General features: G+C 61.1%; 24 protein-coding genes. 12 read left to right on the forward strand and 12 right to left on the reverse strand.

Annotated elements, in window-relative coordinates; genetic code table 11:
* Positions 1-15: 15 nt before the first annotated feature.
* Positions 16-2,352 carry a helix-turn-helix transcriptional regulator gene (locus HED64_RS04820; protein ID WP_168150912.1) on the reverse strand — a complete coding sequence of 779 codons (2,337 nt, stop codon included), beginning with the start codon at positions 2,350-2,352 and terminating at the stop codon, positions 16-18.
* A gap of 344 nt (positions 2,353-2,696) precedes the next feature.
* On the opposite strand from HED64_RS04820, the gene HED64_RS04825 reads away from it, so the two are divergent.
* Positions 2,697-4,202, forward strand: coding sequence for a SulP family inorganic anion transporter (locus tag HED64_RS04825; protein WP_168150913.1), 1,506 nt, complete (start codon positions 2,697-2,699; stop codon positions 4,200-4,202).
* 123 nt (positions 4,203-4,325) lie between these two features.
* Here the strand turns inward: HED64_RS04825 and HED64_RS04830 are convergent, their stop codons facing one another.
* Positions 4,326-5,222, reverse strand: coding sequence for a helix-turn-helix transcriptional regulator (locus HED64_RS04830; RefSeq protein WP_168150914.1), 897 nt, complete (start codon positions 5,220-5,222; stop codon positions 4,326-4,328).
* A 264-nt stretch (positions 5,223-5,486) separates the two neighbouring features.
* On the opposite strand from HED64_RS04830, the gene HED64_RS04835 reads away from it, so the two are divergent.
* The 3 genes from HED64_RS04835 to HED64_RS04845 all read left to right on the forward strand — a co-directional run bounded on the left by HED64_RS04835 (position 5,487) and on the right by HED64_RS04845 (position 8,590).
* Positions 5,487-6,761, forward strand: coding sequence for an MFS transporter (locus tag HED64_RS04835; RefSeq protein WP_245325626.1), 1,275 nt, complete (start codon positions 5,487-5,489; stop codon positions 6,759-6,761).
* 83 nt (positions 6,762-6,844) lie between these two features.
* On the forward strand, positions 6,845-7,381 hold the full coding sequence (locus HED64_RS04840; protein ID WP_168150915.1) for a cyclophilin-like fold protein: 537 nt from the start codon (positions 6,845-6,847) through the stop codon (positions 7,379-7,381).
* A 60-nt stretch (positions 7,382-7,441) separates the two neighbouring features.
* Positions 7,442-8,590, forward strand: coding sequence for a PQQ-dependent sugar dehydrogenase (locus HED64_RS04845; protein ID WP_245325627.1), 1,149 nt, complete (start codon positions 7,442-7,444; stop codon positions 8,588-8,590).
* A gap of 4 nt (positions 8,591-8,594) precedes the next feature.
* Here the strand turns inward: HED64_RS04845 and HED64_RS04850 are convergent, their stop codons facing one another.
* The gene (locus HED64_RS04850; RefSeq protein ID WP_168150916.1) at positions 8,595-9,026 is read right to left on the reverse strand and encodes an acyl-CoA thioesterase; all 432 of its coding nucleotides are present in this window, start codon (positions 9,024-9,026) and stop codon (positions 8,595-8,597) included.
* Positions 9,027-9,118: 92 nt separating this feature from the next.
* Here HED64_RS04850 and HED64_RS04855 point away from each other — a divergent pair, with 92 nt between their 5' ends.
* Positions 9,119-9,565 carry a hypothetical protein gene (locus HED64_RS04855; RefSeq protein WP_168150917.1) on the forward strand — a complete coding sequence of 149 codons (447 nt, stop codon included), beginning with the start codon at positions 9,119-9,121 and terminating at the stop codon, positions 9,563-9,565.
* Between the two features lie 34 nt (positions 9,566-9,599).
* Here HED64_RS04855 and HED64_RS04860 read toward each other — a convergent pair whose 3' ends face one another.
* The 3 genes from HED64_RS04860 to exaC form a co-directional block, all read right to left on the reverse strand.
* Positions 9,600-10,013, reverse strand: a complete 414-nt coding sequence (locus HED64_RS04860) for a DUF779 domain-containing protein (RefSeq protein ID WP_168150918.1) — start codon at positions 10,011-10,013, stop codon at positions 9,600-9,602.
* Positions 10,014-10,148: 135 nt separating this feature from the next.
* Positions 10,149-11,180 carry an alcohol dehydrogenase AdhP gene (gene adhP / locus HED64_RS04865; protein WP_168150919.1) on the reverse strand — a complete coding sequence of 344 codons (1,032 nt, stop codon included), beginning with the start codon at positions 11,178-11,180 and terminating at the stop codon, positions 10,149-10,151.
* A 197-nt stretch (positions 11,181-11,377) separates the two neighbouring features.
* Positions 11,378-12,901 (reverse strand): acetaldehyde dehydrogenase ExaC, encoded by a 1,524-nt coding sequence (gene exaC / locus HED64_RS04870; RefSeq protein ID WP_132360549.1) that lies wholly within the window; start codon positions 12,899-12,901, stop codon positions 11,378-11,380.
* A 227-nt stretch (positions 12,902-13,128) separates the two neighbouring features.
* On the opposite strand from exaC, the gene HED64_RS04875 reads away from it, so the two are divergent.
* Positions 13,129-14,931, forward strand: coding sequence for an HNH endonuclease signature motif containing protein (locus tag HED64_RS04875; RefSeq protein WP_168150920.1), 1,803 nt, complete (start codon positions 13,129-13,131; stop codon positions 14,929-14,931).
* A gap of 8 nt (positions 14,932-14,939) precedes the next feature.
* On the opposite strand, the gene HED64_RS04880 is transcribed toward HED64_RS04875, so the two are convergent.
* Complete coding sequence (locus tag HED64_RS04880) at positions 14,940-16,241, reverse strand: GAF domain-containing protein (protein WP_168150921.1); 1,302 nt, start codon at positions 16,239-16,241, stop codon at positions 14,940-14,942.
* A 280-nt stretch (positions 16,242-16,521) separates the two neighbouring features.
* On the opposite strand from HED64_RS04880, the gene HED64_RS04885 reads away from it, so the two are divergent.
* Complete coding sequence (locus tag HED64_RS04885) at positions 16,522-16,938, forward strand: VOC family protein (protein ID WP_168150922.1); 417 nt, start codon at positions 16,522-16,524, stop codon at positions 16,936-16,938.
* A 94-nt stretch (positions 16,939-17,032) separates the two neighbouring features.
* Here the strand turns inward: HED64_RS04885 and HED64_RS04890 are convergent, their stop codons facing one another.
* Entirely contained in the window at positions 17,033-17,203 is a 171-nt protein-coding gene (locus HED64_RS04890; RefSeq protein WP_168150923.1) for a hypothetical protein, read from the reverse strand.
* Positions 17,204-17,269: 66 nt separating this feature from the next.
* Positions 17,270-18,538 carry a carboxylate--amine ligase gene (locus HED64_RS04895; protein ID WP_168150924.1) on the reverse strand — a complete coding sequence of 423 codons (1,269 nt, stop codon included), beginning with the start codon at positions 18,536-18,538 and terminating at the stop codon, positions 17,270-17,272.
* Positions 18,539-18,621: 83 nt separating this feature from the next.
* On the opposite strand from HED64_RS04895, the gene HED64_RS04900 reads away from it, so the two are divergent.
* From HED64_RS04900 to HED64_RS04910, 3 genes are all read left to right on the forward strand, one after another.
* Complete coding sequence (locus tag HED64_RS04900; RefSeq protein WP_168150925.1) at positions 18,622-18,951, forward strand: metal-sensitive transcriptional regulator; 330 nt, start codon at positions 18,622-18,624, stop codon at positions 18,949-18,951.
* 48 nt (positions 18,952-18,999) lie between these two features.
* Positions 19,000-19,341, forward strand: a complete 342-nt coding sequence (locus HED64_RS04905; RefSeq protein WP_168150926.1) for a heavy-metal-associated domain-containing protein — start codon at positions 19,000-19,002, stop codon at positions 19,339-19,341.
* Positions 19,342-19,413: 72 nt separating this feature from the next.
* Positions 19,414-21,720: a heavy metal translocating P-type ATPase gene (locus HED64_RS04910; RefSeq protein WP_168150927.1), complete on the forward strand. Its 2,307-nt coding sequence runs from the start codon at positions 19,414-19,416 to the stop codon at positions 21,718-21,720.
* A gap of 113 nt (positions 21,721-21,833) precedes the next feature.
* On the opposite strand, the gene HED64_RS04915 is transcribed toward HED64_RS04910, so the two are convergent.
* Positions 21,834-22,769 carry an EamA family transporter gene (locus HED64_RS04915; protein ID WP_168151145.1) on the reverse strand — a complete coding sequence of 312 codons (936 nt, stop codon included), beginning with the start codon at positions 22,767-22,769 and terminating at the stop codon, positions 21,834-21,836.
* A gap of 181 nt (positions 22,770-22,950) precedes the next feature.
* On the opposite strand from HED64_RS04915, the gene HED64_RS04920 reads away from it, so the two are divergent.
* Both HED64_RS04920 and HED64_RS04925 read left to right on the forward strand, forming a co-directional pair.
* Complete coding sequence (locus HED64_RS04920) at positions 22,951-23,505, forward strand: CGNR zinc finger domain-containing protein (protein ID WP_168150928.1); 555 nt, start codon at positions 22,951-22,953, stop codon at positions 23,503-23,505.
* A 57-nt stretch (positions 23,506-23,562) separates the two neighbouring features.
* Positions 23,563-23,892 carry a hypothetical protein gene (locus HED64_RS04925; RefSeq protein WP_168150929.1) on the forward strand — a complete coding sequence of 110 codons (330 nt, stop codon included), beginning with the start codon at positions 23,563-23,565 and terminating at the stop codon, positions 23,890-23,892.
* A gap of 79 nt (positions 23,893-23,971) precedes the next feature.
* Here HED64_RS04925 and HED64_RS04930 read toward each other — a convergent pair whose 3' ends face one another.
* The gene (locus tag HED64_RS04930) at positions 23,972-24,373 is read right to left on the reverse strand and encodes a hypothetical protein (RefSeq protein ID WP_168150930.1); all 402 of its coding nucleotides are present in this window, start codon (positions 24,371-24,373) and stop codon (positions 23,972-23,974) included.
* A gap of 218 nt (positions 24,374-24,591) precedes the next feature.
* Complete coding sequence (locus HED64_RS04935) at positions 24,592-24,897, reverse strand: hypothetical protein (protein ID WP_168150931.1); 306 nt, start codon at positions 24,895-24,897, stop codon at positions 24,592-24,594.
* Positions 24,898-24,906: the final 9 nt, after the last annotated feature.

A 24,906-nucleotide genomic window follows, 5' to 3' on the forward strand; every position in this document is an offset into this window, starting at 1 on the left:
CTCCCCCCTCGACCCTTAGAGACCCCATGCCCGCGCGTTGTCTAGGGCATGTTCCATGTCCGAAGCCTCCAGTTTCCGGTAGAGGCTACGCATTTGGGTCTTGACCGTGTTTTCGGACCGGTAACCTGCCTCGGCAATTTGTCGTCGACTCATTCCTGCACGCAGCTGCCTCAGGACCTCCTGTTCGCGTGCGCTGAGTACCGGTCGCTTGGGCATCGGTGCGGGCGCGAGATCCAGCGCATAACCTAGGCGTTGAAACTCTTCCGGCTCAAGTACCACCGAACGCCCGACCTCGGACCACCCGGGAACCATGCCCAAAATCGACAGCTCGTAAAGTACTCCCGATTCTTGGTGCAGTCGCTGTAAACGTTGCACCAGCTCTGGAGTGAGGCCTTGAGGGTTCCGTGCGGCGAGATCCAAATACAGGGCAAGGTTCCCCCTGCGCCGCAAACCCGGGGTAACCGGGACATCTTCAAGGGCAGCCAGCGCCGCGTCGGGATTTCCGTTCAACAGGTGGCCGAGCGCCACGAGCAGTGGATCCCTATTTTCGGCTCCGCCTCCACGGCGCATCACGCCGCCTTGCAGAATCTCCACCAGCATCAGCGTATCGTCGAACAGCCGCCGGGCCAGCGGGGAGGCCGCCGTGTAGCGACGCTCCGCCCGGAGCGAGGAGATCAGCGTCTTCGCGGCCTCAAAATTGCCAACATTGATCTTTTGCAGCGCCAGTTGCTGGGCCTGCACGGGCCAGAATTCGTCGTGGTCCGGCTTCGGAGGCAACACATCCATGGTCTGTTCAAAGCCCTCATAGTCGAGGCGAGCCAGCGCCAGATAAGCGCGGGCCATGGTTGCACAGCGGGCCACCAGGCCCCGGCCACAGCTAACATCCCCGATGGTGGCATCATGCTCGGCCAACCAGCGGGCCGCGGCAGCGCTGTCACCTTCCAGTACGTTGAGCAGGGCCAACTTTCCGGTCACGTCCGCGAGCAGGACGGCCTTCCCAGAGATCTGTGCCCAGTGGAAGCCCGACTCATAGGCCTGGCGCGCTTCGGAATCTTTACCCGCTAGATATAGAGAAATTCCTGCTTGGAGTTCGGTCAATGCCACCAGCGCCGGATTGAGCCTTTGGGCATCGAGTCCCCGATGCAGCGTCGCTCGCAAGCGTGCCGCAGCAGTCCCAGCTTCGATATACAACCCCGACATTCGAAGATTAACCGTCTCCAGCATGCCCACGGTCAGTGCGTGGGCATTGGGCTTGTTAGCCAGCCGTAGCGCATCCTGATGCAGGCGTTGGGCAGTGTGGTTTGTCGCGTAGTCCGGCTCCAACCCGGGGGGCCGAAGAGAAATTGACTGCCTGTCCACCGAACCGAGAATACGCAGGCCAACTCGCATATATTCGGTCTGTTCCGCAATGAAGTGCGGAATCTTTGACGCAATAATGTCCAGTTGCCGGGGATTGCCGATGAAAACATCCACCCAATGCTCCAGCAACAGGTCCAGCAACGCCGGCCAACGCCGATGGGCCACGGCAGAATCCACGGCCGCCTCCACCCCATGGATTGCCGCCATGGCGTTGACGGCAGCTCTTTCCAGAGCCACAACACGTCCGCTGCCACGCAATCCGACGCGTTCCACCAATATCTGCCGCACCATCCGCGGCATCATCCAGCCGCCTAGACCGTCGGGCTGCACCAGACCCGCCTGGACGAGATCCTCCAGCGTGTGCACCACCGGGGAAAATTCGCCATAGAAGGCCTCAACCGTGCGCCCGTCGAATAGGGGCAAGAACGCGGCGTCGCCCAAAGCCCCGGTGGGGTCACGGTGAGCCAGCCAGCGGGCCAATCCTCCCGCGATGCTCTGCCGGGCGCGAGTGCTGGCCTGCGGATCATCGGAAAGGATGAGCAGGGCCGCCAGCCATCCCCCAGTCAATTGGTGGAGGCGGTGTGCATCGGGCTGATCGGCCCGCGTTTCCGAGCCAACAAACTGCCCGATTTCCGCGAGATTCAACAACAGGTCCCCTTGATTGGCGACGAGGCACGGGGTACGCGAGGTCAGAGCCCAGATCGAAGCCGCTGGCGGCAGGATGACGGCAAGGTGCAGCCCGGGATCCGAATGAAGCCGTTGCACCAGGTGATCCACTGCGAGGACCACGTCAATTCCCCCGCCGGACCAGTCAAGTACTTCGCCGGAGCGGTTCCCGAGCCACGAGCGCGCAAAATACCCGCGGCCTGTCCCGGCCGCGGACCTGATGAAGAGCAACCTGCAGTTTCCATCGGCCCGCGAGAGGAATCTGGGCAGGGCAGGATGAACATCCGGCAGACCGGAGGCAGCCCCCATTTGACTCCTGCTCCTCATGCACTTTTTCCCGGCCCGACGCCGGGCTATTTGGTACCTCATCCTAAGCGGCAATCCCCCTATCCTGCCCTCCTCATGCCGGTATAAATCGGACTCCGATTCCGCTGCCGGAGTCGCTGTGGAAATCAGCCGCGCAAGCGTACCGAGCCGCCGCTGGCGAAGTCTCAGGTGGGCGCTGATAATCCGATCCATTCCACCCACCGATCGAGCTGCCCGTACCTCCCCTAGAATTGGACTTGATTCCGGTTTTCCCGCACTGCCACGGTCTATCAGTTCTTCGAACGCCACGTGTCCTTCGGGATTAGCCGATCCACCGCACCTGCCTTTTCGAACGGACCATGTTCATGCCCTCCTTGCCCGCCTCCGCGGCCATCCCCTCACCGGATGAACGCCAATCGATCCGACGCACCCTACGCTCCCCCAAGCGTCTGGGCATCGAGATCCTCGGCGGACTGGTGGTGGCACTGGCACTGATCCCGGAAGCAATCGCGTTCTCCGTCATCGCGGGAGTTGACCCGCGCGTGGGACTGTTCTCGGCTTTCACCATGGCCGTGACCATCGCGTTTGTGGGTGGCCGCCCGGCGATGATCTCTGCAGCCACCGGTGCCGTGGCCCTGGTCATCGCACCCCTGGTGGCTAGTCACGGGGTGAATTATTTGGTGGCCGCAATCCTGCTGGCCGGAGTCTTCCAGATCCTCTTGGCGGTGCTGGGCGTGGCCAAATTGATGCGCTTTATCCCCCGACAGGTCATGGTCGGGTTTGTGAACGCCCTATCGATTCTGGTGTTTATAGCGCAACTTCAGGAACTCATCAATGTGCCCTGGATGGTTTATCCCCTGTTGGCACTTGCGCTGCTGATCATCTTCGGCCTGCCGAAGCTCACCACCAGGGTCCCCGCCCCATTGGTGGCCATCGTGATGCTCACGCTCATCACGGTACTCGGAGCCATCACCGTTCCCACCGTGGGCGACAAGGGCGCCCTACCCACCAGCCTGCCCGAGCTATTTTTCCCGCAGATCCCACTGACCTTCGAGACCCTCAAGGTCATCGCCCCCTATGCACTTGCCGTGGCCTTCGTGGGCCTGCTCGAATCTCTGATGACGGCCAAGCTGGTGGACGATGTGACGGACACCCGCTCGAGTAAAACCCGGGAGGCTTGGGGTCAAGGGGTGGCCAACCTGGTCACCGGCTTATTTGGCGGTATGGGTGGCTGTGCCATGATCGGCCAGACCATGATCAACGTGAAGGTCTCCGGAGCGCGAACGCGCATCTCCACCTTCCTGGCCGGAGTCTTTTTGCTGGTGTTGGTGGTCGTCTTTGGTGACGTGGTGGCGCTGATCCCGATGGCCGCACTCGTGGCGGTGATGATCTTCGTTTCCTGGGCGACCTTCGACTGGCACTCGATCCGGCCCAGCACGCTGCGGCGCATGCCCAAGAGCGAAACCGCCGTCATGATCATCACGGTGCTGGCCACGGTGTTCTCACACAACTTGGCCGTCGGGGTGGGCGCCGGCGTGCTCAGCGCGATGGTGCTCTTCGCCCGCCGAGTGGCGCACTTTGTCACGGTGACACGTACCGTGGATGCGGCGGGCGAAACCGCCACCTACACGGTCAACGGCGAGCTCTTTTTTGCCTCGTCCAACGACCTCTACACCCAGTTCCAGTACGCACTGGACCCGGCGCACGTGGTCATCGACATGCACGCCTCGCACCTCTGGGACGTTTCCACGCTGGCTGCGCTTGAAGCCATCACCGCCAAGTATGAGGCCGCCGGCAAACTGGTTCAGATCGTGGGCCTCAACGAGGCAAGCGCCGCCATGCGCCAGCGCATGGCCGGACACCTGGGCTAAACACCGACGGGGGTAGATCATCGCAATTCCAGTGGTTATATGCCTCAAAGGCATCGAATGGCCCGAAAATTCCTGGGCATCCGCCGCTAACGAGAATTCGGTGCGATACGCGGGCACGATCGTCTAGTGGTCGGCGGATTTCTTGGTGGTGGGGTCGGTGATGTGCGCGGCGTATTCGGTAGCTGCCCAGGAAGCGAGCAGCCGCAACGCCTGTTCGGAGCCGGTGCCAGGTTCGGCGGCGTAGATGGTGAGGGTCAGTCCGGGCTCAGCCGCCATTTCCAGACCTTCATACGCCAACGTGATTTCACCAACGATCGGGTGGTGGAAGGTCTTGGAACCGGCCCCGTGGTGGCGGACGTTGTGGGCGCTCCACAGGCGCCGAAAGTCCGCCGAACGGGTGCTCAGTTCACCAATGAGATCGTGGAGATCCTTGTTGTGCGGATCGCGTGATGCCTCGGTGCGCAGAATGGCGACGTTGATTTCAGCAAAGAGTTCCCAGTCGGGGTAGAAATCGCGGGCCCGAGCGTCGAGGAAGGCGTGTCGGGCAATGTTCGGCGGCTGCCCGGGCATGTCATAAACGTCCTTGTAGAAGGCACGGGCCAGCGGGTTGACGGCGAGGATGTCCATGCGTCCATTGCGCACAAATGCCGGTCCCGCAGTGATGGCGTCCAGCACCCACTGCAGGGATTGGTGCGCCGCCCAGGTTTTGGGATTCCGTCGACGCGGAGGCCTAGCCACGGGGCTGGCCGCGTGGGCGAGGTCAAAGAGATGGGCTCGTTCGGCTTCGTCAAGCCGCAACGCCTTGGCGAGAGCATCGAGGATTTCGGGTGAGACACCACTGATGGAGCCGCGTTCGATGCGGGTGTAGTACTCGATGCTGACACCGGCCAGGGTGGCGACTTCGTTTCGGCGCAGTCCCTTGACCCTCCGGTTGGTGCCGGTGGGGAGGCCAACCTGTTCGGGAGTGACGTTGGCTCGGCGCGAGGAGAGAAATTCGCTGACTTCCGATCGATTGTCCATGCTCCCACGGTAGACGAGACCAGCGCTCGGTGGGAGTCCCTCTCGGTACCACCATCGTCAGAGACTCCTTCCCGCGGTCAACGAGTCGGCGCCCAACCAATTCTCGATCCATTCCACGTCACTTTGTCGGCGAAGGGGGCACTGTTGGTACCCCTCCCCACGCGGACTCCCGCAGCGGGCGAACCTGCTGTTTGATGGAGATGAGAAAGCCAGCAACCCACGTGCCGGTGGCGCTAGCCGCCACAGCAAGCAGGGAGAACAACCTTGACCAAAGAACCCATCTCGAGCCGCGCCGAAAGCGACGGTGCCACTCCCAGAATCGGCGCGGGAGCGACAAAACTTGCCGAAGCGCTACCGTCCACAACCGTGTTCCCGCCAGTTCCAGAGGACCGGCTGCCCGTGCCAGCACTGCTCGTCATGGCACTCATGGGGTTCATCCTGATTGCCACCGAAACCATGCCGGCGGGTCTGCTGCCGCAGATCGCCAGCGGGCTGGGCATCGCCGAGGCCACCGCGGGTCAAATGGTCAGCGCCTACGCGCTGGGCACGGTAGTTCTCACGATCCCCGCCATCGCACTGACCCGCGGGATGCGACGCAAGCCCGTTTTCCTCGTAGCCATCGCCGGCTTCCTGGTGACAAACATCGTCGCGGCAGCCTCAGCGGACATCGCACTTTCCTTGTCGGCCAGGTTCGCCGCCGGAGCCTTTTCCGGACTGGCGTGGGGCATGATGGCCGGTTACGCACGCCGCATTTCCGCTCCGAAGTTCGCCGGACGGGCCCTGGCCATTGCCTCGATCGGCACCCCACTCGGCCTGGCCGTGGGCACGCCCCTCGGGTCATGGCTGGGCACCACCTTCGACTGGCGCTTCTCCTTCTGGGCGCTGTCCGTGCTGACGGTTCTCACGGGCCTGCTCGCACTGGCAATCGTTCCCGATGCACCGGGCCAGCGCGCCGAATCCCAAACCCCCATGGTGCGCGTGTTCGCCATCCCCGGGGTATCGGTGATCCTCGTGGTCATCTTCGCGTGGATGCTGGCGCATAACACCCTCTACACCTACATCGCCGCCTATCTGCGCACGACGAATCTCGCCATCACGGTGGATGTGGCACTGGTGGTGTTCGGTGTGTCCGCCCTGATGGGCATCTGGATTACCGGTGCCCTCATTGACCGGGCACCGAGGCCACTTATCCTGGCCAGCCTCTCCCTCTTCTTGGTCGCTGGTCTCATCTTCATCGCCGGAAGCCAATCACTTGTTGCCGTGCTGGTGGCTCTTGCCCTGTGGGGCATCGCTTTCGGTGGGGCGGCGCCGCAATTGCAGAGTGCCATCAGTGCCGCCAGCGGAGAGAACGCGGATATCGCCAATTCCCTGCTCGGTGTCGCATTCAACGTCGCCATCTTCTGCGCGGGCATCGTGGGTGCCGTTTTGATCAGCGCCGCCGACGGTGCAATCCTGCCCGTCCTGATGGTCACCTTGGCAGCAGCGGCCCTGACCATCGCTCTCATGGCTCGTCGTTACGCTTTCCCTTCTGCTCGTTAGGCCCCCGGCAAACGAGTCAGCCGCACAAGACCCGCCGCACCCCACATCGAATACCACCGACCAGAGTCCAGGAGACTCGACGAATGTCTAGAAATCACATCACTGCCGGAGCCCTGGGGCTCTTGCTGGCCCTCACCGGTTGCGCTCAGACCGGGGCCGACATTCCCTCGACCCCGGCAACTGGCACGGCGCCAGGCTCCAGCTCCGCGACGAGCCCGACAGCGCCCGAATCAACAGCCTCGGAAACAGGTACCGAACAGTTACCCGTCGTGCGCTTCACCTCGGGGCAAACGTCCATTGATGTCACCATCACACCGGATAACCCCACCGCCAAGGACTTCCTCTCGATGCTCCCGCTCACCGTACCTGTCGAGGAATTCGCGGGGCGGGAGAAGCTCGCCGATTTGCCGCGGGAACTCGCGACCGAAGGTTCCCCGGGTTCGGACCCCGTGGACGGTGACTTAATCTACTTCAAGCCGTGGGGAAACCTCGGTTTCTACTACAACACCGCGGGCATCGGCTATTCGGAGCAAACCATCCACCTTGGAACCTATGACGCCACGGCCGAAGAATTGAAACTTCTTGAGGGCAGTGACATCACGATCTCTCGTCTCGACTAAGTCGGGAACATCGACCACTCTAGGACCATCGCAAGAACCCGGAATCGTCAGGAGAAAACCTTGAAGAAACTACGAACAGCATCGCTGCTGGCCGCCGGAGCCGGGATCAGCGTCCTGCTGACCTCTTGTATCCCAACGCCTCCGGCCCAGCCCTCGCCCCCGCTCACCTCATCGGCCGAGACCTCAACGCCGCCCTCGTCACCCTCCACGTCGGCGTCGGGAACGGGATCGGGATCGGCCGGGGCCGCGACACCCACAGGCACGCCACGGGTAGTCTCCAGCGACCTAGAGGCGCCCTGGTCGGTGGTATTCCGTGACGGCACAGCTTTGGTCAGCGAACGCGACAGTGCTCGCATCCTTGAACTGGCCGAGGACGGCAGCTCGCGTGCCATCGGGACAGTTCCCGGGGTGGCCGGTTCTGGCGAGGGCGGCCTGCTGGGCCTAGCGGTTGATGAGCAAGGACGGCTGTATGTCTACTCGACGGGTGCCGAGGAAAACCGAATCCAACGCTTTGATATCACCGGCGAGCGCGGCGCCCTGGCGCTGGGTGATGCCGAGACGATTCTTGATGGAATCCCCTCGGCGAGCTACCACGACGGAGGTCGCCTGGCCTTTGGCCCGGACGGGATGCTCTATGCCACCGTGGGTGATGCCGGACAAGCCAGCCAGGCCCAGGACGTGGAGTCCTTGGCCGGCAAGATCCTGCGAATGACCCCAGATGGCAGCGCCCCCAATGACAATCCGTTCGACGGTTCGATGGTCTACAGCTATGGGCACCGCAACCCGCAGGGACTCGCGTGGGCCAAGGACGGGACGATGTTTGCCACCGAGTTCGGCCAAAACACCTGGGACGAGCTGAACATCATCACCCCCGGCGCCAACTACGGGTGGCCAACGGTCGAGGGCATTCAGGAGGCCGAGGGATTCACGAACCCGGTGCAGCAGTGGACCCCCGATACGGCCAGTCCCAGCGGCATGACCCACGTGGATGGGACGCTGTTCATCGCCAACCTGCGCGGCTCGGTGCTACGCACGGTGCCGGTCAATGACCCCACCACGTTCACCGACCATTACGCCGGGCAGTACGGCCGCATTCGCGATGTCACCCTAGCCCCAAACGGGGAGTTGTGGTTCCTGACCAACAACACCGATGGTCGCGGGACGCCGAGTCCAGAAGATGACCGCATCCTCGGCGTGGATCTGGAGTAGAAATCTACACCGGGGCGCTCATCAATGCGGCTTCAAGCCAGGCACGCTCGGTGTCATTCAGCGCGCGTGAGGACACCCCGTCCTCCGCCAACGCCACCATCACCGTCGTGCAATCAAAGGTTGCGGCTTCATTCTGGATACCCACGTGGCGCACGGTGAACGACTTCGTACCAATGCGTGTTACCGCCATCTGGATGCGGAATTCGGGCTGGTAGTGCACCGGACGCAGGTAATTTATGGTCAGTGTCGCAACTACCGTTCCGAACTTGAAGCGCCCAGCGGGTTCAAAGCCACGGGTCCAACGTATCCGCGCCTCTTCGATGAGCGTGATGATCCGCGCATTGTTCACATGTCCCAGGACATCCTGATCCGACCAGCGCAAGGGCATCTCAAATTCGAAGGGCCAGGGAAGGTGTGTCAGCGTCTCATTGCTCATGGAACCATTTCACCAGAAAGCCCGGTTCGACTGCCTACTTGTGACAAAAACAAATACCGTGCTTCGGTCACGGAACCGAGTAGATTTGGGGTATGACCGATGCCAGACACCGCGGAAACCCCGACGAGAAACCCACCAGCGCCCAGCGCAATGAGTTCGCTCGCACCTCCACTCAACGTGCGGCCGCCCGCAATGGTATGTCGCTGGATGAATACAAAAAATACGCCTCGTCGGTCGGCACCAGAACCCATCCACTGTGGAAGCCGGGCGGATTGCTGTTCCTCGCCATCCTGATGACCGCGATCCTCGGTTTCCTCTTGGTGCTGGCCGGCATCGCTTGGGTGAACGACGGCGAAAATCTGCTGGCTTCATTGTGGTTCATCATGCTGCTGCTCGTCGCACTGACCGTATGGGCCTGGGTCTTGACGGCACACGAGTACCGGGCCGCACGCCTGCGAAAACGCGACGGAGTGAGCCTCATCGGCGAGGGTCGCAGTTCCGTGCCCGATTCCCCCGATCCCGGCGGTCCTTACGTCTAGTCGCTGCGGCCCCGCCCGGGATGGTGTTGAGCCATCACTCGGTCGGGAACTCAATGATCTCGCTGCGGATCAAGAAACGCTTGCCTTCCGGGGCCTCCACGGAGAAACCGGACCCACGCCCCGGCACCACATCGATGGTCAGCTTGGTGTGCTTCCAGTACTCGAATTGTTCGCGGCTCATCCAGAAATCCAGGGTGCCCAGCGGCCCGCCGTCGGCATCGGGCAGCGTGAAGACGCCCAGCAAAATATCCGAATCCCCGGTCTTAAAGTCACCATCCGGGAAGCACATCGGTGAGGACCCGTCGCAGCAACCCCCGGACTGGTGGAACATCAGCGGCCCGTGCCTCTGCCACAGCAAACGCAGCAGCTCCGCGGCCTCCTCGGTCATCGCTACCCGGGAAAAATCTTCCCCAGCGATCGCTGCAGCTGACTCAATGGCTGTTTCCATGACGCACTCCCTCGTGAGAACCCAATCGCGAAACTTGCTGATAAAACACCGAAGCCCGGCACCGTTCCATGACGGTGGTGCCGGACCCAGATGCAGACCTGTTGTTTTTTCGTGGCCGGTGCTAAGCCAAGTCTCCTACGCTTGTCCGACGTAGTCGATGACCACCCGACCGTCGATCTTCGCGTGAATCATCTCATCGAGCACCGCGTTCATGTCCTCCAGCGGACGGGTGTGGAAGGTCGGCTTGATCTTGCCCGCCGCATAGAACTCCAACGCCTCGATCATGTCTTGGCGCGTGCCGACGATCGAGCCGCGGATCGTTAGACCCTTGAGCACGATGTCGAAGATCGGTGCGGGGAATTCTCCCGGGGGCAGACCGTTGAACACGATGGTTCCCCCGCGCCGGGTCATCGAGATGGCCTGACCGAAGGCCGCCGGGTGTACGGCCGTCACCAAGACACCGTGAGCACCACCCACGGCGGCCTGAATGGCCTCCGCCGGATCCTGTGCGAAGGCGTTGACGGTAATTTCGGCACCGTGGCTGCTGGCCAGTGCCAGCTTCTCCTCGGCGACATCCACCGCGATCACGCGCATGCCCATCGCTACCGCGTACTGCACGGCGATGTGGCCCAGGCCGCCAATACCGGAGATGACAACCCATTGCCCGGGCCTGACCTCGGTCTGCTTCAATCCCTTGTAGACCGTCACGCCGGCGCAAAGCACCGGGGCAATCTCATACGGGTCGGATCCTTCCGGGATGTGAGCGGCAAATTTCGCGTCGACCAGCATGTATTCGCCGAAGGATCCGTTCATCGAATAGCCGCCATTCTGCTGGGACTCGCAGAGAGTTTCCCAGCCGGTGCGGCAAAATTCGCAGTTTCCGCAGGCACTGGCCAGCCAGGCGTTACCCACTAAATCCCCCACCTTGACCTCGGTGACTCCCTCACCGATTTTCACCACGTTGCCCACGCCCTCATGGCCGGGGATCAGTGGGAGGTTCGGCTTAACCGGCCAGTCGCCGTGAGCGGCATGCAGGTCGGTGTGGCATACGCCGGAAGCGATGACCTTGACCAGTGCCTGGCCCGGACCTGGCTCCGGGATCGGCGCTGTTCCTATTTCAAGTTCTTCGCCGAAGGTGTTAACAATGGCTGCTCGCATGGTGTTCATCTGGTGCTCCTTGATTTGGCCGGTGGCGCGCAGGCAGCGGTGGGCTTGAAGATGTGCTTGCCCTGGCCGCTACATCCGCGCCACCGAAGAAAGGTGGGGCTCGGGGGAAAAATGGTGAAGCAGGTTGGTGGACTACCGCGCAGCCGTGGGTGAGACGTTCAGGTTGAACCTCTCACCCACGGGTGCGGTGCTGCTCTTTAGAAGAAGCCGAGCTTGTCTTCCGAGTAGGAGACGAGCAGGTTCTTGGTCTGCTGGTAGTGATCAAGCATCATCTTGTGGTTTTCGCGTCCGATGCCCGAGGACTTGTAGCCGCCGAACGCCGAGTGCGCGGGGTAGGCGTGGTACTGGTTGACCCAGACGCGCCCGGCCTGGATGTCGCGGCCCGCACGGTAGGCGGTGTTGCCGTTGCGGCTCCACACCCCCGAGCCCAGTCCGTAGAGCGTGTCGTTGGCGATCTCGATCGCCTCGTCGTAGCCGGAGAACTTCGCCACCGAGACGACGGGGCCGAAGATCTCCTCCTGGAAGATGCGCATCTTGTTGTGGCCCTCGAAGATGGTCGGCTGCACGTAGTAGCCACCCTCCAAATCCCCGCCAAGTTCCGCGCGTCCGCCACCGGTGAGCACCTTGGCTCCCTCGGCCTTACCAATGTCCAGGTAGGAGAGGATCTTCTCCAACTGATCGTTGGAGGCCTGGGCACCCATCATGGTCTCGGTATCCAGCGGGTTGCCCTGCTTGATGGCCTCGGTGCGCTTGATGACCTCGGGCATAAACGTGTCGTAGATCGACTCCTGGATCAGGGCGCGCGACGGGCAGGTGCAGACCTCGCCCTGATTCAGCGCGAACATCGTGAAGCCTTCCTTGGCCTTGTCGTAGAACGCGTCGTCCTTGTCGGCGATGTCCTCGAAGAAGATGTTCGGCGACTTGCCACCGAGCTCCAGGGTTACGGGGATGAGGTTTTCGGAGGCGTACTGCATGATGAGTCGGCCGGTGGTGGTCTCTCCGGTGAAGGCGATCTTGCGGATGCGCTTGTTCGAGGCCAACGGCTTACCGCATTCAACACCAAATCCGTTGACGACGTTCAGCACGCCGGCCGGCAACAGATCGCCGATCAGCTCCATGAGCACCAGGATCGAGACCGGGGTCTGTTCCGCGGGCTTGAGCACGATGGCGTTGCCGGCTGCCAGCGCCGGTGCCAGCTTCCAGACGGCCATCAGGATCGGGAAGTTCCAGGGGATGATTTGTCCGACGACGCCCAGTGGTTCGTGGAAGTGATACGCGGTGGTGTTCTCATCCAGCTGCGAGAGGCTGCCTTCTTGGGAGCGGATGCAGCCGGCGAAGTAGCGGAAGTGGTCGATGGCCAGCGGCATGTCGGCGTTGATGGTCTCGCGCACCGCCTTGCCGTTGTCCCAGCTTTCGGCGACGGCCAGCATTTCCAGATTCTCTTCCATGCGGTCAGCGATCTTGTTCAGGATCACGGCGCGAGACGCCGGGCTGCTCTTGCCCCACGGTCCGGCCGCGGCTTCTGCCGCATCCAGGGCCGCTTCAATGTCCTCGGCCGTACCGCGGCCTACCTCGCAGAAGCCCTTGCCGGTGACTGGGGTGATGTTCTCGAAGTACTGCCCCTTGACCGGCGCCACCCACTGCCCGCCAATGAAGTGCTCGTAGCGGGACTTGAAGTTGACCAGGGATCCTTCGGTGTTCGGGTTGGCGTAGACCGTCATGATGACTCCTTGTTATCGGTGGTAACACTGCTCTTGGATGTGAGCCTACTCACACTCACGTTGCGGCAACGTTGCATCATCGGCGCTAGGTTGCGCACACGTCGATTTGCGCACCGCTTCACTTCCCCGCACCGGTTGATCCCGACCTCCGGCTGCACTCCGCTGCTTCTCCCCACATACCACTTCCTCGGCCGTGCGTGGTGTGTTCTGCGGCGCAGACTGGGTCCATGAATTCTTCCGCCGCACCCAGCGCCTCAGGGAGGCAAGCACGCATCAGTACCACGGTCAGGAACCTGGCCGCGGTCCTCCTTCACGCGCGCTCGACCCTGGAAGAACTCACCACCCTGAACCCCGACGCGGCCTCCAGCGCCCTACTCCTGGGCCTGCTCGAGAACACCCAACGCACCATCGCCTACGGCCAACTCCACGCCACCTTCCACGCCGAGGTCAACCAGATCTACCGCCTAGACCCCGAGACCGCCGCTCATCTTGATGCCCTCGCCGCCACCCCACAAGCCCTCGCCGATGGCACCACCGACGTACCGCCGGAGCGGATGTGCACGGGGATGGCTCAGCACCGCAATACCGCCGCCTACCTCCAAGCCCACCTCCACATCTCCGCTTCCGAGGCCCGCCGCCGACTCACCGGTGCACGCCTGTTGGTCGCCCCCGCCCCAACACCCGGACTTGCTACCGCGCTCCCGGGACCAGCCAATGACCCCTCCAGCACCGATGGCACCGTGGGTACGGAGTCGATCCTGGCTCCTCCACTCTTTCCGGTGCTGGCGCAGGCAGCCGCCGATGGAACCGCGGATGTTGGCAACCTCGCCCAACTGGCCGGACGGCTGGAAGGCATGCAGCCGCGTATCCATCAACGCGAAGACGCTTCGCAGCTGAACACCGCCATCGAAGAATCCCTGGCCCACGAGGCGCGCACCGCCGAACCTCGAAACGCGCACAAGGCCCTGAGCGATTGGGGTGCCTATTTGGAAACGAACGGGGCACCGATGACCGATGAAGAGATTCGGGCCAAGCGGGGCATGTTCTACCGCGGCGTGCGCGAAGGCTTCGCTGAGTATCTGCTGAGGTGTGACCCGATCGATGCCGAATCGATTGAGTCGTTTGGTGAAGCCTGGTCCAACCCACGCTCGAACAAAGTCCCACCGGTTTCTGCTTCCACCGCCGGACCACACACCGCCGGCGCCGGAAATCTTGACGCCAACGCCCACGAAACCGCTCGCAAGCCCGTGACCCGCCCCGTGGCACCTGCCGGGATTCCGGCTCCGGCGTGGGCGATTGCCCCGGGGACGGCCCCGGATCAGGTGCCGCTAAGTTCGTGGGTCGATGGGGTACCGACCAGCAACGGCACAGATAACACCAACTACACCAACACCAGCGCCGGTGAGATGCTGGGTTTGGTGGATACACGCACTACCCCGCAACTCTTACTCGATGGCATCATTGCCTCGATCAACGGATCGCTCACCGGTACCGCCCTGAGTGAATCCGGTGGTCTACCGGTCAGGGTCGGGGTGCTCATCGACTATCAATCACTCCTGGGCCAGTGCGAAACTGCGGGCATCACCGGGCACGGCCGGGTCATTTCGGCGGCGAATATTCGCCGACTGGCCTGCGATGCTGGGATTTTGCCCGCGGTGCTGGGCAGTAAGGGTGAGATTCTGGATTTGGGTCGTGAGGTGCGCGGATTCTCCCCGGCCCAGCGCAAAGCCCTAGCGATACGTGATCGAGGGTGTTGCATCCCGGGGTGTCATCGTCCGGCGTCCACCACCGAGGCTCATCATGTGAAGTCTTGGCTAGATGGCGGGGTGACAAGTGTTGATAATGGGGCCTTGACGTGTGGTTATCATCATTTGCAGATTCATGCGGGGTTGATCACGCTGAGGATGATCGACGGGATTCCGTATGTGGTTGCTCGGGCGGGTCAGCCGCGTGGTGATCCGGAACGTAATTTGTGGTGGCATCCGGAGTTGCGGACGGTGGGGTTTATCCCACCACTATTCACCGACTAACACGGGAGTCAAAGGCCTTCCAAGGCCGCGACGATTAGTGCGCGATGTGGCGACTTGGCCGGAAGCACCTGCAAGGTGGTGGTGAGGACTTCCTCATCACCTTGCACCTCGGGCAGCTCCATGAAACGCAACAGCTGCGCATCATTACCGTCCTGCAACATAGCCTGACGGAGAGCGGCAAAAACTTGCTCACGGATCGATTCAATGCCCGGTGCCATCGAGCGAACGAGGACCGGCCCCGCATAATGATCCAGTGCGACGTCCAGCTGCCCGCTTTCAATGGCCCGTAAAACCTCGCGGGCATCACAAAGCAGCGGCTGCGGCAGGCGATACGGTCGCGAGAGCGGCACAATCCTCGGGTCAAAATCCGCCATGGCCTTCCGCAAACGAACGAATTCCGCCCGCAGGGTCCCCAAATCGGCGGCGTCAGGATTGATATGCAATAACTCGACGAGCTCCTCGCCTGTCAGCCCACGCGGATGCCACGAAAGCAAAACAAGCAACTCGGCATGCCGGGTGCCCAACTCCAGGGTCGCCTCGCCGCGCCGGAGTTCCGCTCCGACTCCAGTCGTCACGGCCAGAATTGGCGTTGAGGAAGGAGTCGGGACTCGCTTGTCCCCACTCACACCCACGAACGTTTTCCGCGGCACCTCGAGATGGTCCTCGTGCCATCGCAATTCAGATTCTGCTGCGGCGACCGCTGCTTTGAGGAGCGCGAGGGAATAGCCACCCACCGCTGCTTCTCCACCGGTCAGGTCAACCACCCCCAACAGCTCGCCACTATCAGGAGAGCGAATGGGAACCGCAGAGCAACTCCAGTGATGGGCAATGGAATCAAAGTGTTCGGCACCCGAAACTTGAACTCCCCGACCGGTGACCAGTGCTGTTCCCGGCGCAGAGGTCCCAACGGCCCGTTCTGACCAGTCCGATCCAGGCACAAAAGCCATTGCTTCGGCCGCTCGCAAAACTTGACTCTCACCCTTCACCCACAGAAGTCGGCCCGTCGGATCGCCGATGGCCAGAAGAAGGCCCGCATCGCGAGTCGTATCAAGAAGTAAACGATCAAAGACCGGCAACACCAACCTCAACGGTGAGGCGCTACGTAACTCATGCAAGGCGTCATCACTCAGTACCGTATGAGCGTTGGAGGCTGCTATCTCTTTGTACTCAAGGGAACGCATCCATGATTCACGGACAACATCGCGTAATTGCCACGCCACATGATTATCGGGTCCGCCTCCAAGAGTCTCATGTGCGGCCAAAGCATGGCGCTGCAGCGCCATGGCGGCAGGAGTGATCAGAGACATCATTGGCCTTCCGTGGTGTGGAGACATCGAGTGAGAGCAGCAATACAACTCTCGACGTGATCCCCTTCACGATTTAGGCCCAAGCTTAGGGGAGATTTCGCGGCAAAAGAACCCCGCGGGGATTCGCACAGCTCAGTACCCGGGATCTGCCCGACATCATTTTCACGACCTGACCCACTCCATTGCGTATGAATTTTCTCTTGCCTTGCCACTGGCGAACGCGGATCATTGGTGCCGGAGACGTCCCGTCCATTCATGGTTCCCCAAGAAAAGGAGCGGCCCCATGGCCCGCATGATTTTCGTTAATCTACCCACCAAGGATCTCGCGGCATCGGATGCTTTTTATGCCGGTTTAGGATTCGAAAAGAACACAGATTTCTCCAACGAAGTAGCCACCGCCTGGATGATCACCGAAACCATCTGGGTCATGGTGCTTTCCGAGGAGTTCTACTCCTCGTTCTTGCGTAACGGGGACAAAGCAACCTACGGAGCAGGACCGCGTGAGGTCCTCAACGCCATCAGCGGGGAGACCCGCGAGGAAGTCGACGAGTTTGCCCGCCTAGCCCTCGCCCACGGAGGCACCATCTACCGCGAGGCCGCCGAGGAGTTCCCGGGCATGTATTCGGTAGCGTTCCTTGACCCAGACGGACACGAATGGGAAGTCGGATGGATGGACATGGAAGCCACGCCAGGAGCCTAAAGAAGGCCCAAACGCAGCATGAGAGTGTGCCGCCGAGACACAGGTTCTTGGCGGCACACTCTCGTGGATAAAATGTTGGTTTTGCCTGCCGCTGCTATTTTGCCGTGCAGGCCTCGTTGGCGCAGCCTGCATCCCTCGGCGCCCAATGCGCCTGGCCTTCACCCTTGTCTTCCCAGACGACGTGCCGATGCTGGCCGCAAAGTTCGCAGGAAGGCGCCAGATAGGTGGCGCGTTCCGCATCCGAGTACAACTTGTAGTCACCCATGTTTTTCTCCCTTGAACCACCAAGACCTAAAGTGCACTCACTCTACGCCGAGTTGAGAGAAGAACTCTAGGATGCCGGGTGGTGCCGTTTGAACTTTCGGAAGTGATTCAGCGTGCTGACAAGGATGTAGAACCAACGCCGTGGGTTGGTTTCCTTTTTGTAGTAGAGGGGGTGGCTGTATTGCTTGGTCGATATGAGCTCATCAACACCGGCCTTCATGTCGCGTGGCACATAGCGGCGCAAGAGTCGCAAGGGCAGGATGTTATAGAGGTGGCGATTGGTGGCCACCTGCAGTTCGTCCCCACCGGTGAGCCCACCGCGAAGGTACTCCTCAACATAGAAGCGCGTGACGTTGTGACCGGCGGCGGTGACGTAGAAGTGGTTGCGGCCCAACCGCGGATTCAATTCGAAGAACTTGTACGTGCCGTCGCGCGGATCAAGCTTCATGTCGAACATGGAGAAGCCGGTCCAACCCAGTTCCTCAAGCATGCGGATTCCCTCAACAACGGCGACATCGTTCGGCTGGGCAACGATGGCAGCCGAGTTCCCCAGCGCACCCGGGGCGTGCTCTTCCACGATGACGCGCCCGCACGAAACGAAACGAACCTTGCCTTCGCGATCGCTGAAGAACGTGGCCAGATGCATGCCGCTATCCCCACCGGGGATCAGGTCCTGAACGATGAGGGTGCCTGCATAGCCCGCAAGGGTGGCTTTGCTGATGAGCTCGGTAAGCTCAGCAAGGGATGCAACGGTGTGGACTTTTTTCTTGCCGGCGAATTTCAGCTGCCCCCAGGCCACTCCATCCGAAGGCTTCACAATGGCTGGAAAAGGAACGCCCTCGGCCGCTAGTTCCGCCTCGATTTTTGCCCCATCAACCGAGCCGTTTGCGCAGTCGTGCACCACTGTGGCCGGGTAGCTGACGCCGAGTTCCCGGCATAGCTGATAGAAGGCATCCTTTTCCGTGGCCCTGTCCAGTTCCGCATTCCCTACATAGGGGATGGTGAACCATTCGGACAGTTCATCGGCGTGGGTGGCGATGAATCGAATGTGCTGGTCGGCAGCACCGAGCAGTAACAATGGTCGTTTGGTCCCATTGGAGCCGCCGAACTCGCGGCCCAAATTCGCGACGAAAGCTGCGAAGGCGGCAGCGTCGTCCTGCTGCTCAAAGGGACGTGGCAGCAGGATTTGTGAGTGCTCAGTGATTCCGGTGAGTACCGAGGGGACCAAGACCGAATGGACGTCGTACTGTTCGTGAAACTCCCGCGCCAACGAGTAGGCGCCGATGTCACCGCCCAAAATGACTGGGACAAAGGGCTGGTTCTCGTTGATCTGCATGAACCAAAACTATCAACCCCCAACAAATCGCATACCCCATGGGGGTACTTGACAATATACCCACCGGGGGTATTGTTAAAGGCATGGAAAACACTGCCCCAGCACTCGACAAGCACGTCGGGCACGGATATACCGCGAATAAAGAAGCACTGCTGAAGCGGCTCAGCCGCATTGAAGGTCAAGTTCGCGGCGTCAACAAGATGGTCAGCGAGGACAAGTACTGCATCGACATCCTCACGCAAATTTCTGCCATCAATGCCGCCCTGCACAAGGTGAGCCTGGGGCTAGTTGAGGAGCACATTTCCCACTGCGTTGTGAATGCTGCAGAGAAAAGCATTCAAACCGATGACAAATCCTACGTGGACGAGAAGGTCGCAGAGGTCACCACCGCTATTGGGCGACTTCTGCGCTGAGCTCCCTTCCACCTTTAGAACACGACGCACCACCACCAAGGAGAAACCATGAGCGAAGAATCTAGCTGCGGTTGCGGCGGCTGCGGTTGCGGAAGCAACTCAAGCAACTCAAGCAACTCAAATGAAGGACTCACCATCACCATGCGACCGGAGGACACCGTGACCCAGAACCACATCACCCTGAAAATTGACGGCATGACCTGCGGGCACTGCGTTGCCTCCGTCACCGAGGAACTGCGGGAAATCACTGGCGTCACCGAGGTCGAGGTCTTCCTCTCTGCCGGCGGCACATCCACCGCAGAGATCACCACCATTGCTCCGGTAGAAGAAGAAACCCTGGCCCAAGCGGTTCAGGAAGCCGGCTACACCCTAGTTTCCGCTAGCGCCTAAGCAGCATCGCGGATCCGTCGGGGAGCACCACTCCCCCGCTCGGCCAACAAACGATCACACAGGAATGGAATCATGAGCAACGAGGTCACCTTCCCCACCAACCAGCGCATCATCGAATTAGACATTCAGGGCATGACCTGCGCATCGTGTGTTGGCCGGGTGGAACGGAAACTCGGCAAGATCGACGGCGTTGAGGCCCTGGTTAATCTGCCGCTGGAATCGGCCAAGGTCACCGTCCCTGAATCGGTGAGCACGGAGCAAATCATTGCAACGGTTGCCGCCGCGGGTTACCAAGCTAGCGTGAAAGTTGACCCATTCGCCGTCACCGAAGCGGTTGCAGCGGTAGCCACTGGAGCGGCCGCGGAAGCTGGGTCGGGAACTACGTCCGGTACGCCCGTGGCCCATGGCATGAACCACGCTGAGGAACCCGCGGGGAACGATCTCAAAAAGCGTCTGATCGTCGCCGCCGTCTTCACCGTCCCGCTGTTCGACATCTCCATGGTCCCTGGTGCACAGTTCCCGCATTGGGGTTGGGTAGCGCTCGCCCTAGCCACCCCCGTGGCGCTTTGGTCCGCATGGCCTTTCCACCGGGCAGCGGCCATTAATGCCAGGCACTTGGCCTCCACCATGGACACCTTGATCTCTCTTGGGGTACTCGCGGCCTACCTTTTCTCCCTGGCACAATTGGTCATCGATCCGATGATGACTGCTCACACCGGCATGAAGATGAGCGATCACCAGCTCTACTTCGAGACCGCCGGAGTGGTGGCAACCTTCCTCTTACTCGGTCGCTATCTGGAGGCACGGGCCAAGTCGAGGGCCGGGGATGCACTGAAATCGTTGCTGGATCTTGGCGCGAAGGAAGCAGTGGTGCTGCGCAATGGAGTCGAAACGAGGATTCCCGCCGCCGAACTGATCCCCGGAGATGAGTTTGTCGTGCGTCCGGGTGAAAAGATCGCCACCGATGGATTTGTGGTCACCGGGCAGTCGGCCGTTGACACCGCGCTGGTTACCGGCGAATCGCTTCCCGTCGAAGTCGGGCCCGATGACACAGTCATTGGGGCCACTATCAACACCTCGGGCCGACTGCTGGTGCGTGCCACCCGCGTTGGCAGGGACACGACGCTGGCCCAGATGGGGCGCCTCGTTTCTGAGGCGCAAACCGGCAAGGCTCCCATCGCACGGCTGACGGACAGAATTTCGGCCATCTTCGTTCCCATTGTGCTGGGAATTGCGCTTCTCACCTTTGTCCTCTGGCTGGCGTTCGGCGGAGATCTGAACACCGCGTTTTCCGCTGCTGTCGCGGTATTGGTCATCGCCTGCCCCTGCGCCCTCGGCCTGGCCACGCCCATCGGACTGTTGGTGGGCACCGGGCGGGGCGCTCAGCTGGGCATCTTGATCCGCGGTCCGCAGGTCTTGGAAGACACTCGGAAGATTGACACGGTGTTGCTGGATAAAACAGGCACCATCACCGAGGGCAACCTTGCCGTGATGTCCACAGAACCGACAGCCAACGTTGACTCCCGCACGCTACTGGCACTGGCCGGAGCCGCCGAAGCAGGATCCGAGCATCCCATCGCCCACGCAATAACCGCCGCGGCAGCTCGTCAATCCCCACTTGTGGCGGCCACCGAATTCACGTCGGCCCCCGGCGGCGGCGTGCGAGCGAGCGTTGGGGTGCACACCGTGGTTGCCGGTCGAATGAGCTGGTTAGAGGAAAACGGCGTCGCCCTAGGCGACGAGCACCATGCTCTGCTGCGCACAGCTCAAGAATCGGGAGCCACCTCCATCATGGTCGGGGTCGATGGCACCTTTGCAGGACTTATCAACCTCTCCGACACCATCAAACCCACCTCCGCGGCGGCGATTGCCCGGCTCAAGGAGTTGGGATTGCGCCCGGTTCTGCTCACCGGTGACAATTCCGCGGTGGCCACAAGGGTTGCGGCCCAGGTCGGAATCGCAGCTGAAGACGTCTTTGCCGATGTCTTCCCGGAGGGAAAGGTCCTAGCCGTACGCACGTTGCAAGCGCAGGGCCAGGTGGTGGCGATGGTCGGCGACGGCGTAAACGACGCATCGGCACTGGCCCAAGCGGATCTGGGCATCGCGATGGGGTCGGGTACGGATGTGGCCATCGAGGCCGCGGACCTAACCATCATGGGGAACGACCTCACGCAGGTCGCCCAATCCATTGAGCTCTCTCGTAAGACGTTGGGCACCATCAAAACGAACCTGTTTTGGGCCTTCGCCTACAACACAGCGGGAATTCCCATTGCGGCTCTTGGCTTGCTCAACCCGATGATTGCCGGCGCGGCCATGGCTGCCAGTTCAGTCCTGGTGGTGGCAAACTCGTTGCGGCTGCGCAGCTTTGGCCGCAAGTAAAATATAGAAACTACCTAGTCATCAGCGCCGGAGCCGGCCACCCCAGCAGGGGTGGCCGGCTCCGGTTCGGGCGGGCTCTGCGAGGCCGAGCAGCGGTCGAGGAAGCACGTCAGCTAGGGACTTCGCAATTCATCGGCACGCACCAACAACACTCCGCCAACAATGAGTAGCCCACCGAGCAGCTGGATGCCCGCGGGCAATTGCCCTAACAACATCCATGCCCACAGCACAGCAAAAAGCACTTCGGTGAGCGAGATGAACGAAGCAAGCTTCGAACCCAACGCTCGGGCGGCCATGATCCCGCTGACGTACGCCAAGACGGTGGAAAACAGGATCAAACCGCCAAGGGCGACCCACCATTGTGTTTCCCAGTTCGCCAAGCGAACCGGAACGAACGTTATCTTCATTTCCAGCAGGCCGATCAGGGCCAACAGGCCCATCATCGCGGCGCCGACGAATAACCCTCCGGTGGCAAGCGCGATCGGTGGCAGGGCACCATCGGCTCGCGCACTGACAAAGAAGTACACCGTCAGGCCCACCGCCGCGCCAATTCCCCAGAGCACGCCGATCGGATCCACCTTCGCCTCTCCGGTGAGGTCTAGGACCGCCACCAGCCCACCCAACGCCAGCAGTGTGCCACCAATGGTCATGAACTTTGGTGTTTTTCGATGCCGCACCCACAGGAAAAGCACGATCATGACGGGAGCCAGATACTCAAGCAGCAGGGCTACCCCCACATCAAGGCGTTCAACCGCCAAGAAGTAGAAGAATTGGCAGGCGCCTACGCCAAAGAGGCCGAAGAGCAAGATGGACTTCCAGTTGCTGGCCACCAGTGACCATTTCCCACGCATCACCAGGAGCGTAGGAACCAATAGCACCAGCGCAGCACCGGTCATGCGGAGCGTTACCGCGGCGGCCGGACTCCATCCCGAATCTAGTAGCGATTTGGCGAAGGACCCCGAGAGACCGAAAACAGCGGATGAGAAGAGGGCGATACCTACGCCGCCCATACGCGGACGGGCTTGCACTCGTGGGGTTGCTCCGGTCATTACAGATGATGCGGAGACTTCTTCTCTTGGCACGCGGCCACGCTCCCTAGGGATATCGCTCGTCGACACCCTGGTCATCGCGTGGCGACAAATCTCGTGTCAGGAGTAAATGAATGTATGCTCATGACACTAGGAGTTCCACCGCACTTCCGTCAATCCGCGCACATGCACAGGAGTCATAATGATCTTTGCCCCTGACACAGAGACGTCTCTTGGTTCGATCGTGGCACTGATTAATTCGGCGAGCGATTCAGCTGACAACCTGACGACGCTCAAGGATCTCGACGATTTCCTCGCCGATCAGAAATTCACCGGCTCGCGTACTCACGATTCCGCGGAACTACGCTCGGTGCGTCAACTACGTAGCCAGCTCGCCGGGCTCTGGCAATGCGCCGAGGCCGAGGCCGTGGAACAGGTCAACAACATCCTGCGTAATGCTCGGGCCATGCCACAGCTGGTCAAACACGACGGCTGGAATTACCACATTCATGCCACGACTCCTGAGGCACCATTAAGCGAGCGCATGGCTGTCGAAGCTGCCATGGCCTTGGTCGATGTACTTCGCTCCGCGGAGCTGTCACGCCTTCGCGTGTGCGCAGCACCGGATTGTGAAGCTGTACTGCTTGACCTGTCCCGAAATCGATCCAAACGCTATTGCGACACCGGAAATTGTGCCAATCGTGAGCACGTCCGGGCATATCGACAGCGAAAATCCCAGCAAAAACTCGAAGTGTGAACATACACTGGAGCCAGAGCCGAAGTTGCCTTCGGCCTATCGACCGAAGGAGTAACCGTGAACAGCGCAGAACTACCGCAATCGCACGCCGCTGACGAGTACGAGGCCGATTTGGAGAAATCCAACGAAGGTCCGGTACGTGCCGCAGTTCGCTGGGCAGCAGGCTTGGTGGATGGTTTCTTCGGCGGCGACGGATCCGAGGTCGTGGGCGCATCCGTCGTGGTGCACCGGCTCGATAATAAGGCGGAGGTACTGCGCCTGGATGCTGGAAGCATCGAGGAAGCAGAATCCCTCGTCGTGATGGTGCGTTCGGATCTGGAGGAGCTCTCTCACGAGGAGTTCCTAGACCGTTGGGGCGGGCGAGACAGCGCCGAACCCGTGGCCTAAGCTCCGGCTCCCCCAACCGCCCTCAGCGCAGGCTCCGGAACCGAAGAACTAGCCGCGGAGCGGCGTTGAGAGCGGAAATTCATTCACTGTCACCTTCGGCGCGCTTAAAGCGCTTCTCCGAGCGCTTTATGAGAGGAATGAACACCAGCAGCCCCAGCGCCGAGATCACTGCTGCGCTTAATGCCGGCAAATACTCCGTAAAGAAGAACCGGTAGCCCATGGTGATGACCCAAATTCCGATGACAAACTGAAGTGCCTCTCCAGCGATCGGTTGACCGGGCAGATAACGATCAAAGAGTGGTTCAAGGATCGAGTCTGCGAGCATGACGGCCAGGAGAGTGCCAACGCAGATGTACAGGATCCATGGCAGGGCACCGTCCATGATCGATTCCGGCCCGAAGACCAACACCGTTAGGCCGATGCCTGCAACAAATGGCAGGGCAACAAAAGCGATCACACAGATGACAAACGCGCTCATCACCGCAAAGATTGACGCCTTCTCAAAAACCGTTTTAATCTGGTTGCTGATGAATTGCTCCCGCGCTCTTGTCTAGACTTCCGAGGGTTCGGCCCCTGCCGCGCGCCTGTTGTGGCTGGTCAACTCAGGTTATCAAGCAATCCATGCGCACCACGAAGAACGCTTCTTAAACACTGATGCCGCCCAGGGTTTCCCGGGCGGCATCAATGACGAGTGTCTTCTTAGTGCTGGTTCTTCGGCTTGGAGTCCGGAGTGATCGAGGACTTGTTAACGCCCGATCCGGTGCCCAGGTCCTCCGGATTTTCCTTGCCGGCCATCGTCATCACGGAGATCACCAGCAGGCAGGCGACAAAGGTGACGCCAAAGGCCACCAGTCCGATGTCCAAACGCCACGGGTTATCGGTTCCGCCGGTACCGGCGATAGTGGCGATAACGCCAGCGATGATCGCCATGACCAGCGAGAAGGATAGGGGTGCCTTGATGCTCTGCTTCCAAGACTTCGATTGCTCGGCTGGGGTATTGCCCATGGAAGGCCC

The sequence above is a fragment of the Paeniglutamicibacter terrestris genome (genome assembly GCF_012271785.1).
GTDB lineage: Bacteria > Actinomycetota > Actinomycetes > Actinomycetales > Micrococcaceae > Paeniglutamicibacter > Paeniglutamicibacter terrestris.

Excerpts from the sequence above, each read along its gene's own strand:
- HED64_RS04820 (WP_168150912.1), bottom strand. The coding sequence starts at position 2,352 with ATGAGGAGCAGGAGTCAAATGGGGGCTGCCTCCGGTCTGCCGGATGTT.
- HED64_RS04825 (WP_168150913.1), top strand. The coding sequence starts at position 2,697 with ATGCCCTCCTTGCCCGCCTCCGCGGCCATCCCCTCACCGGATGAACGC.
- HED64_RS04830 (WP_168150914.1), bottom strand. The coding sequence starts at position 5,222 with ATGGACAATCGATCGGAAGTCAGCGAATTTCTCTCCTCGCGCCGAGCC.
- HED64_RS04840 (WP_168150915.1), top strand. The coding sequence starts at position 6,845 with ATGTCTAGAAATCACATCACTGCCGGAGCCCTGGGGCTCTTGCTGGCC.
- HED64_RS04850 (WP_168150916.1), bottom strand. The coding sequence starts at position 9,026 with ATGAGCAATGAGACGCTGACACACCTTCCCTGGCCCTTCGAATTTGAG.
- HED64_RS04855 (WP_168150917.1), top strand. The coding sequence starts at position 9,119 with ATGACCGATGCCAGACACCGCGGAAACCCCGACGAGAAACCCACCAGC.
- HED64_RS04860 (WP_168150918.1), bottom strand. The coding sequence starts at position 10,013 with ATGGAAACAGCCATTGAGTCAGCTGCAGCGATCGCTGGGGAAGATTTT.
- adhP (WP_168150919.1), bottom strand. The coding sequence starts at position 11,180 with ATGAACACCATGCGAGCAGCCATTGTTAACACCTTCGGCGAAGAACTT.
- exaC (WP_132360549.1), bottom strand. The coding sequence starts at position 12,901 with ATGACGGTCTACGCCAACCCGAACACCGAAGGATCCCTGGTCAACTTC.
- HED64_RS04875 (WP_168150920.1), top strand. The coding sequence starts at position 13,129 with ATGAATTCTTCCGCCGCACCCAGCGCCTCAGGGAGGCAAGCACGCATC.
- HED64_RS04880 (WP_168150921.1), bottom strand. The coding sequence starts at position 16,241 with ATGATGTCTCTGATCACTCCTGCCGCCATGGCGCTGCAGCGCCATGCT.
- HED64_RS04885 (WP_168150922.1), top strand. The coding sequence starts at position 16,522 with ATGGCCCGCATGATTTTCGTTAATCTACCCACCAAGGATCTCGCGGCA.
- HED64_RS04890 (WP_168150923.1), bottom strand. The coding sequence starts at position 17,203 with ATGGGTGACTACAAGTTGTACTCGGATGCGGAACGCGCCACCTATCTG.
- HED64_RS04895 (WP_168150924.1), bottom strand. The coding sequence starts at position 18,538 with ATGCAGATCAACGAGAACCAGCCCTTTGTCCCAGTCATTTTGGGCGGT.
- HED64_RS04900 (WP_168150925.1), top strand. The coding sequence starts at position 18,622 with ATGGAAAACACTGCCCCAGCACTCGACAAGCACGTCGGGCACGGATAT.
- HED64_RS04905 (WP_168150926.1), top strand. The coding sequence starts at position 19,000 with ATGAGCGAAGAATCTAGCTGCGGTTGCGGCGGCTGCGGTTGCGGAAGC.
- HED64_RS04910 (WP_168150927.1), top strand. The coding sequence starts at position 19,414 with ATGAGCAACGAGGTCACCTTCCCCACCAACCAGCGCATCATCGAATTA.
- HED64_RS04915 (WP_168151145.1), bottom strand. The coding sequence starts at position 22,769 with ATGACCGGAGCAACCCCACGAGTGCAAGCCCGTCCGCGTATGGGCGGC.
- HED64_RS04920 (WP_168150928.1), top strand. The coding sequence starts at position 22,951 with ATGATCTTTGCCCCTGACACAGAGACGTCTCTTGGTTCGATCGTGGCA.
- HED64_RS04935 (WP_168150931.1), bottom strand. The coding sequence starts at position 24,897 with ATGGGCAATACCCCAGCCGAGCAATCGAAGTCTTGGAAGCAGAGCATC.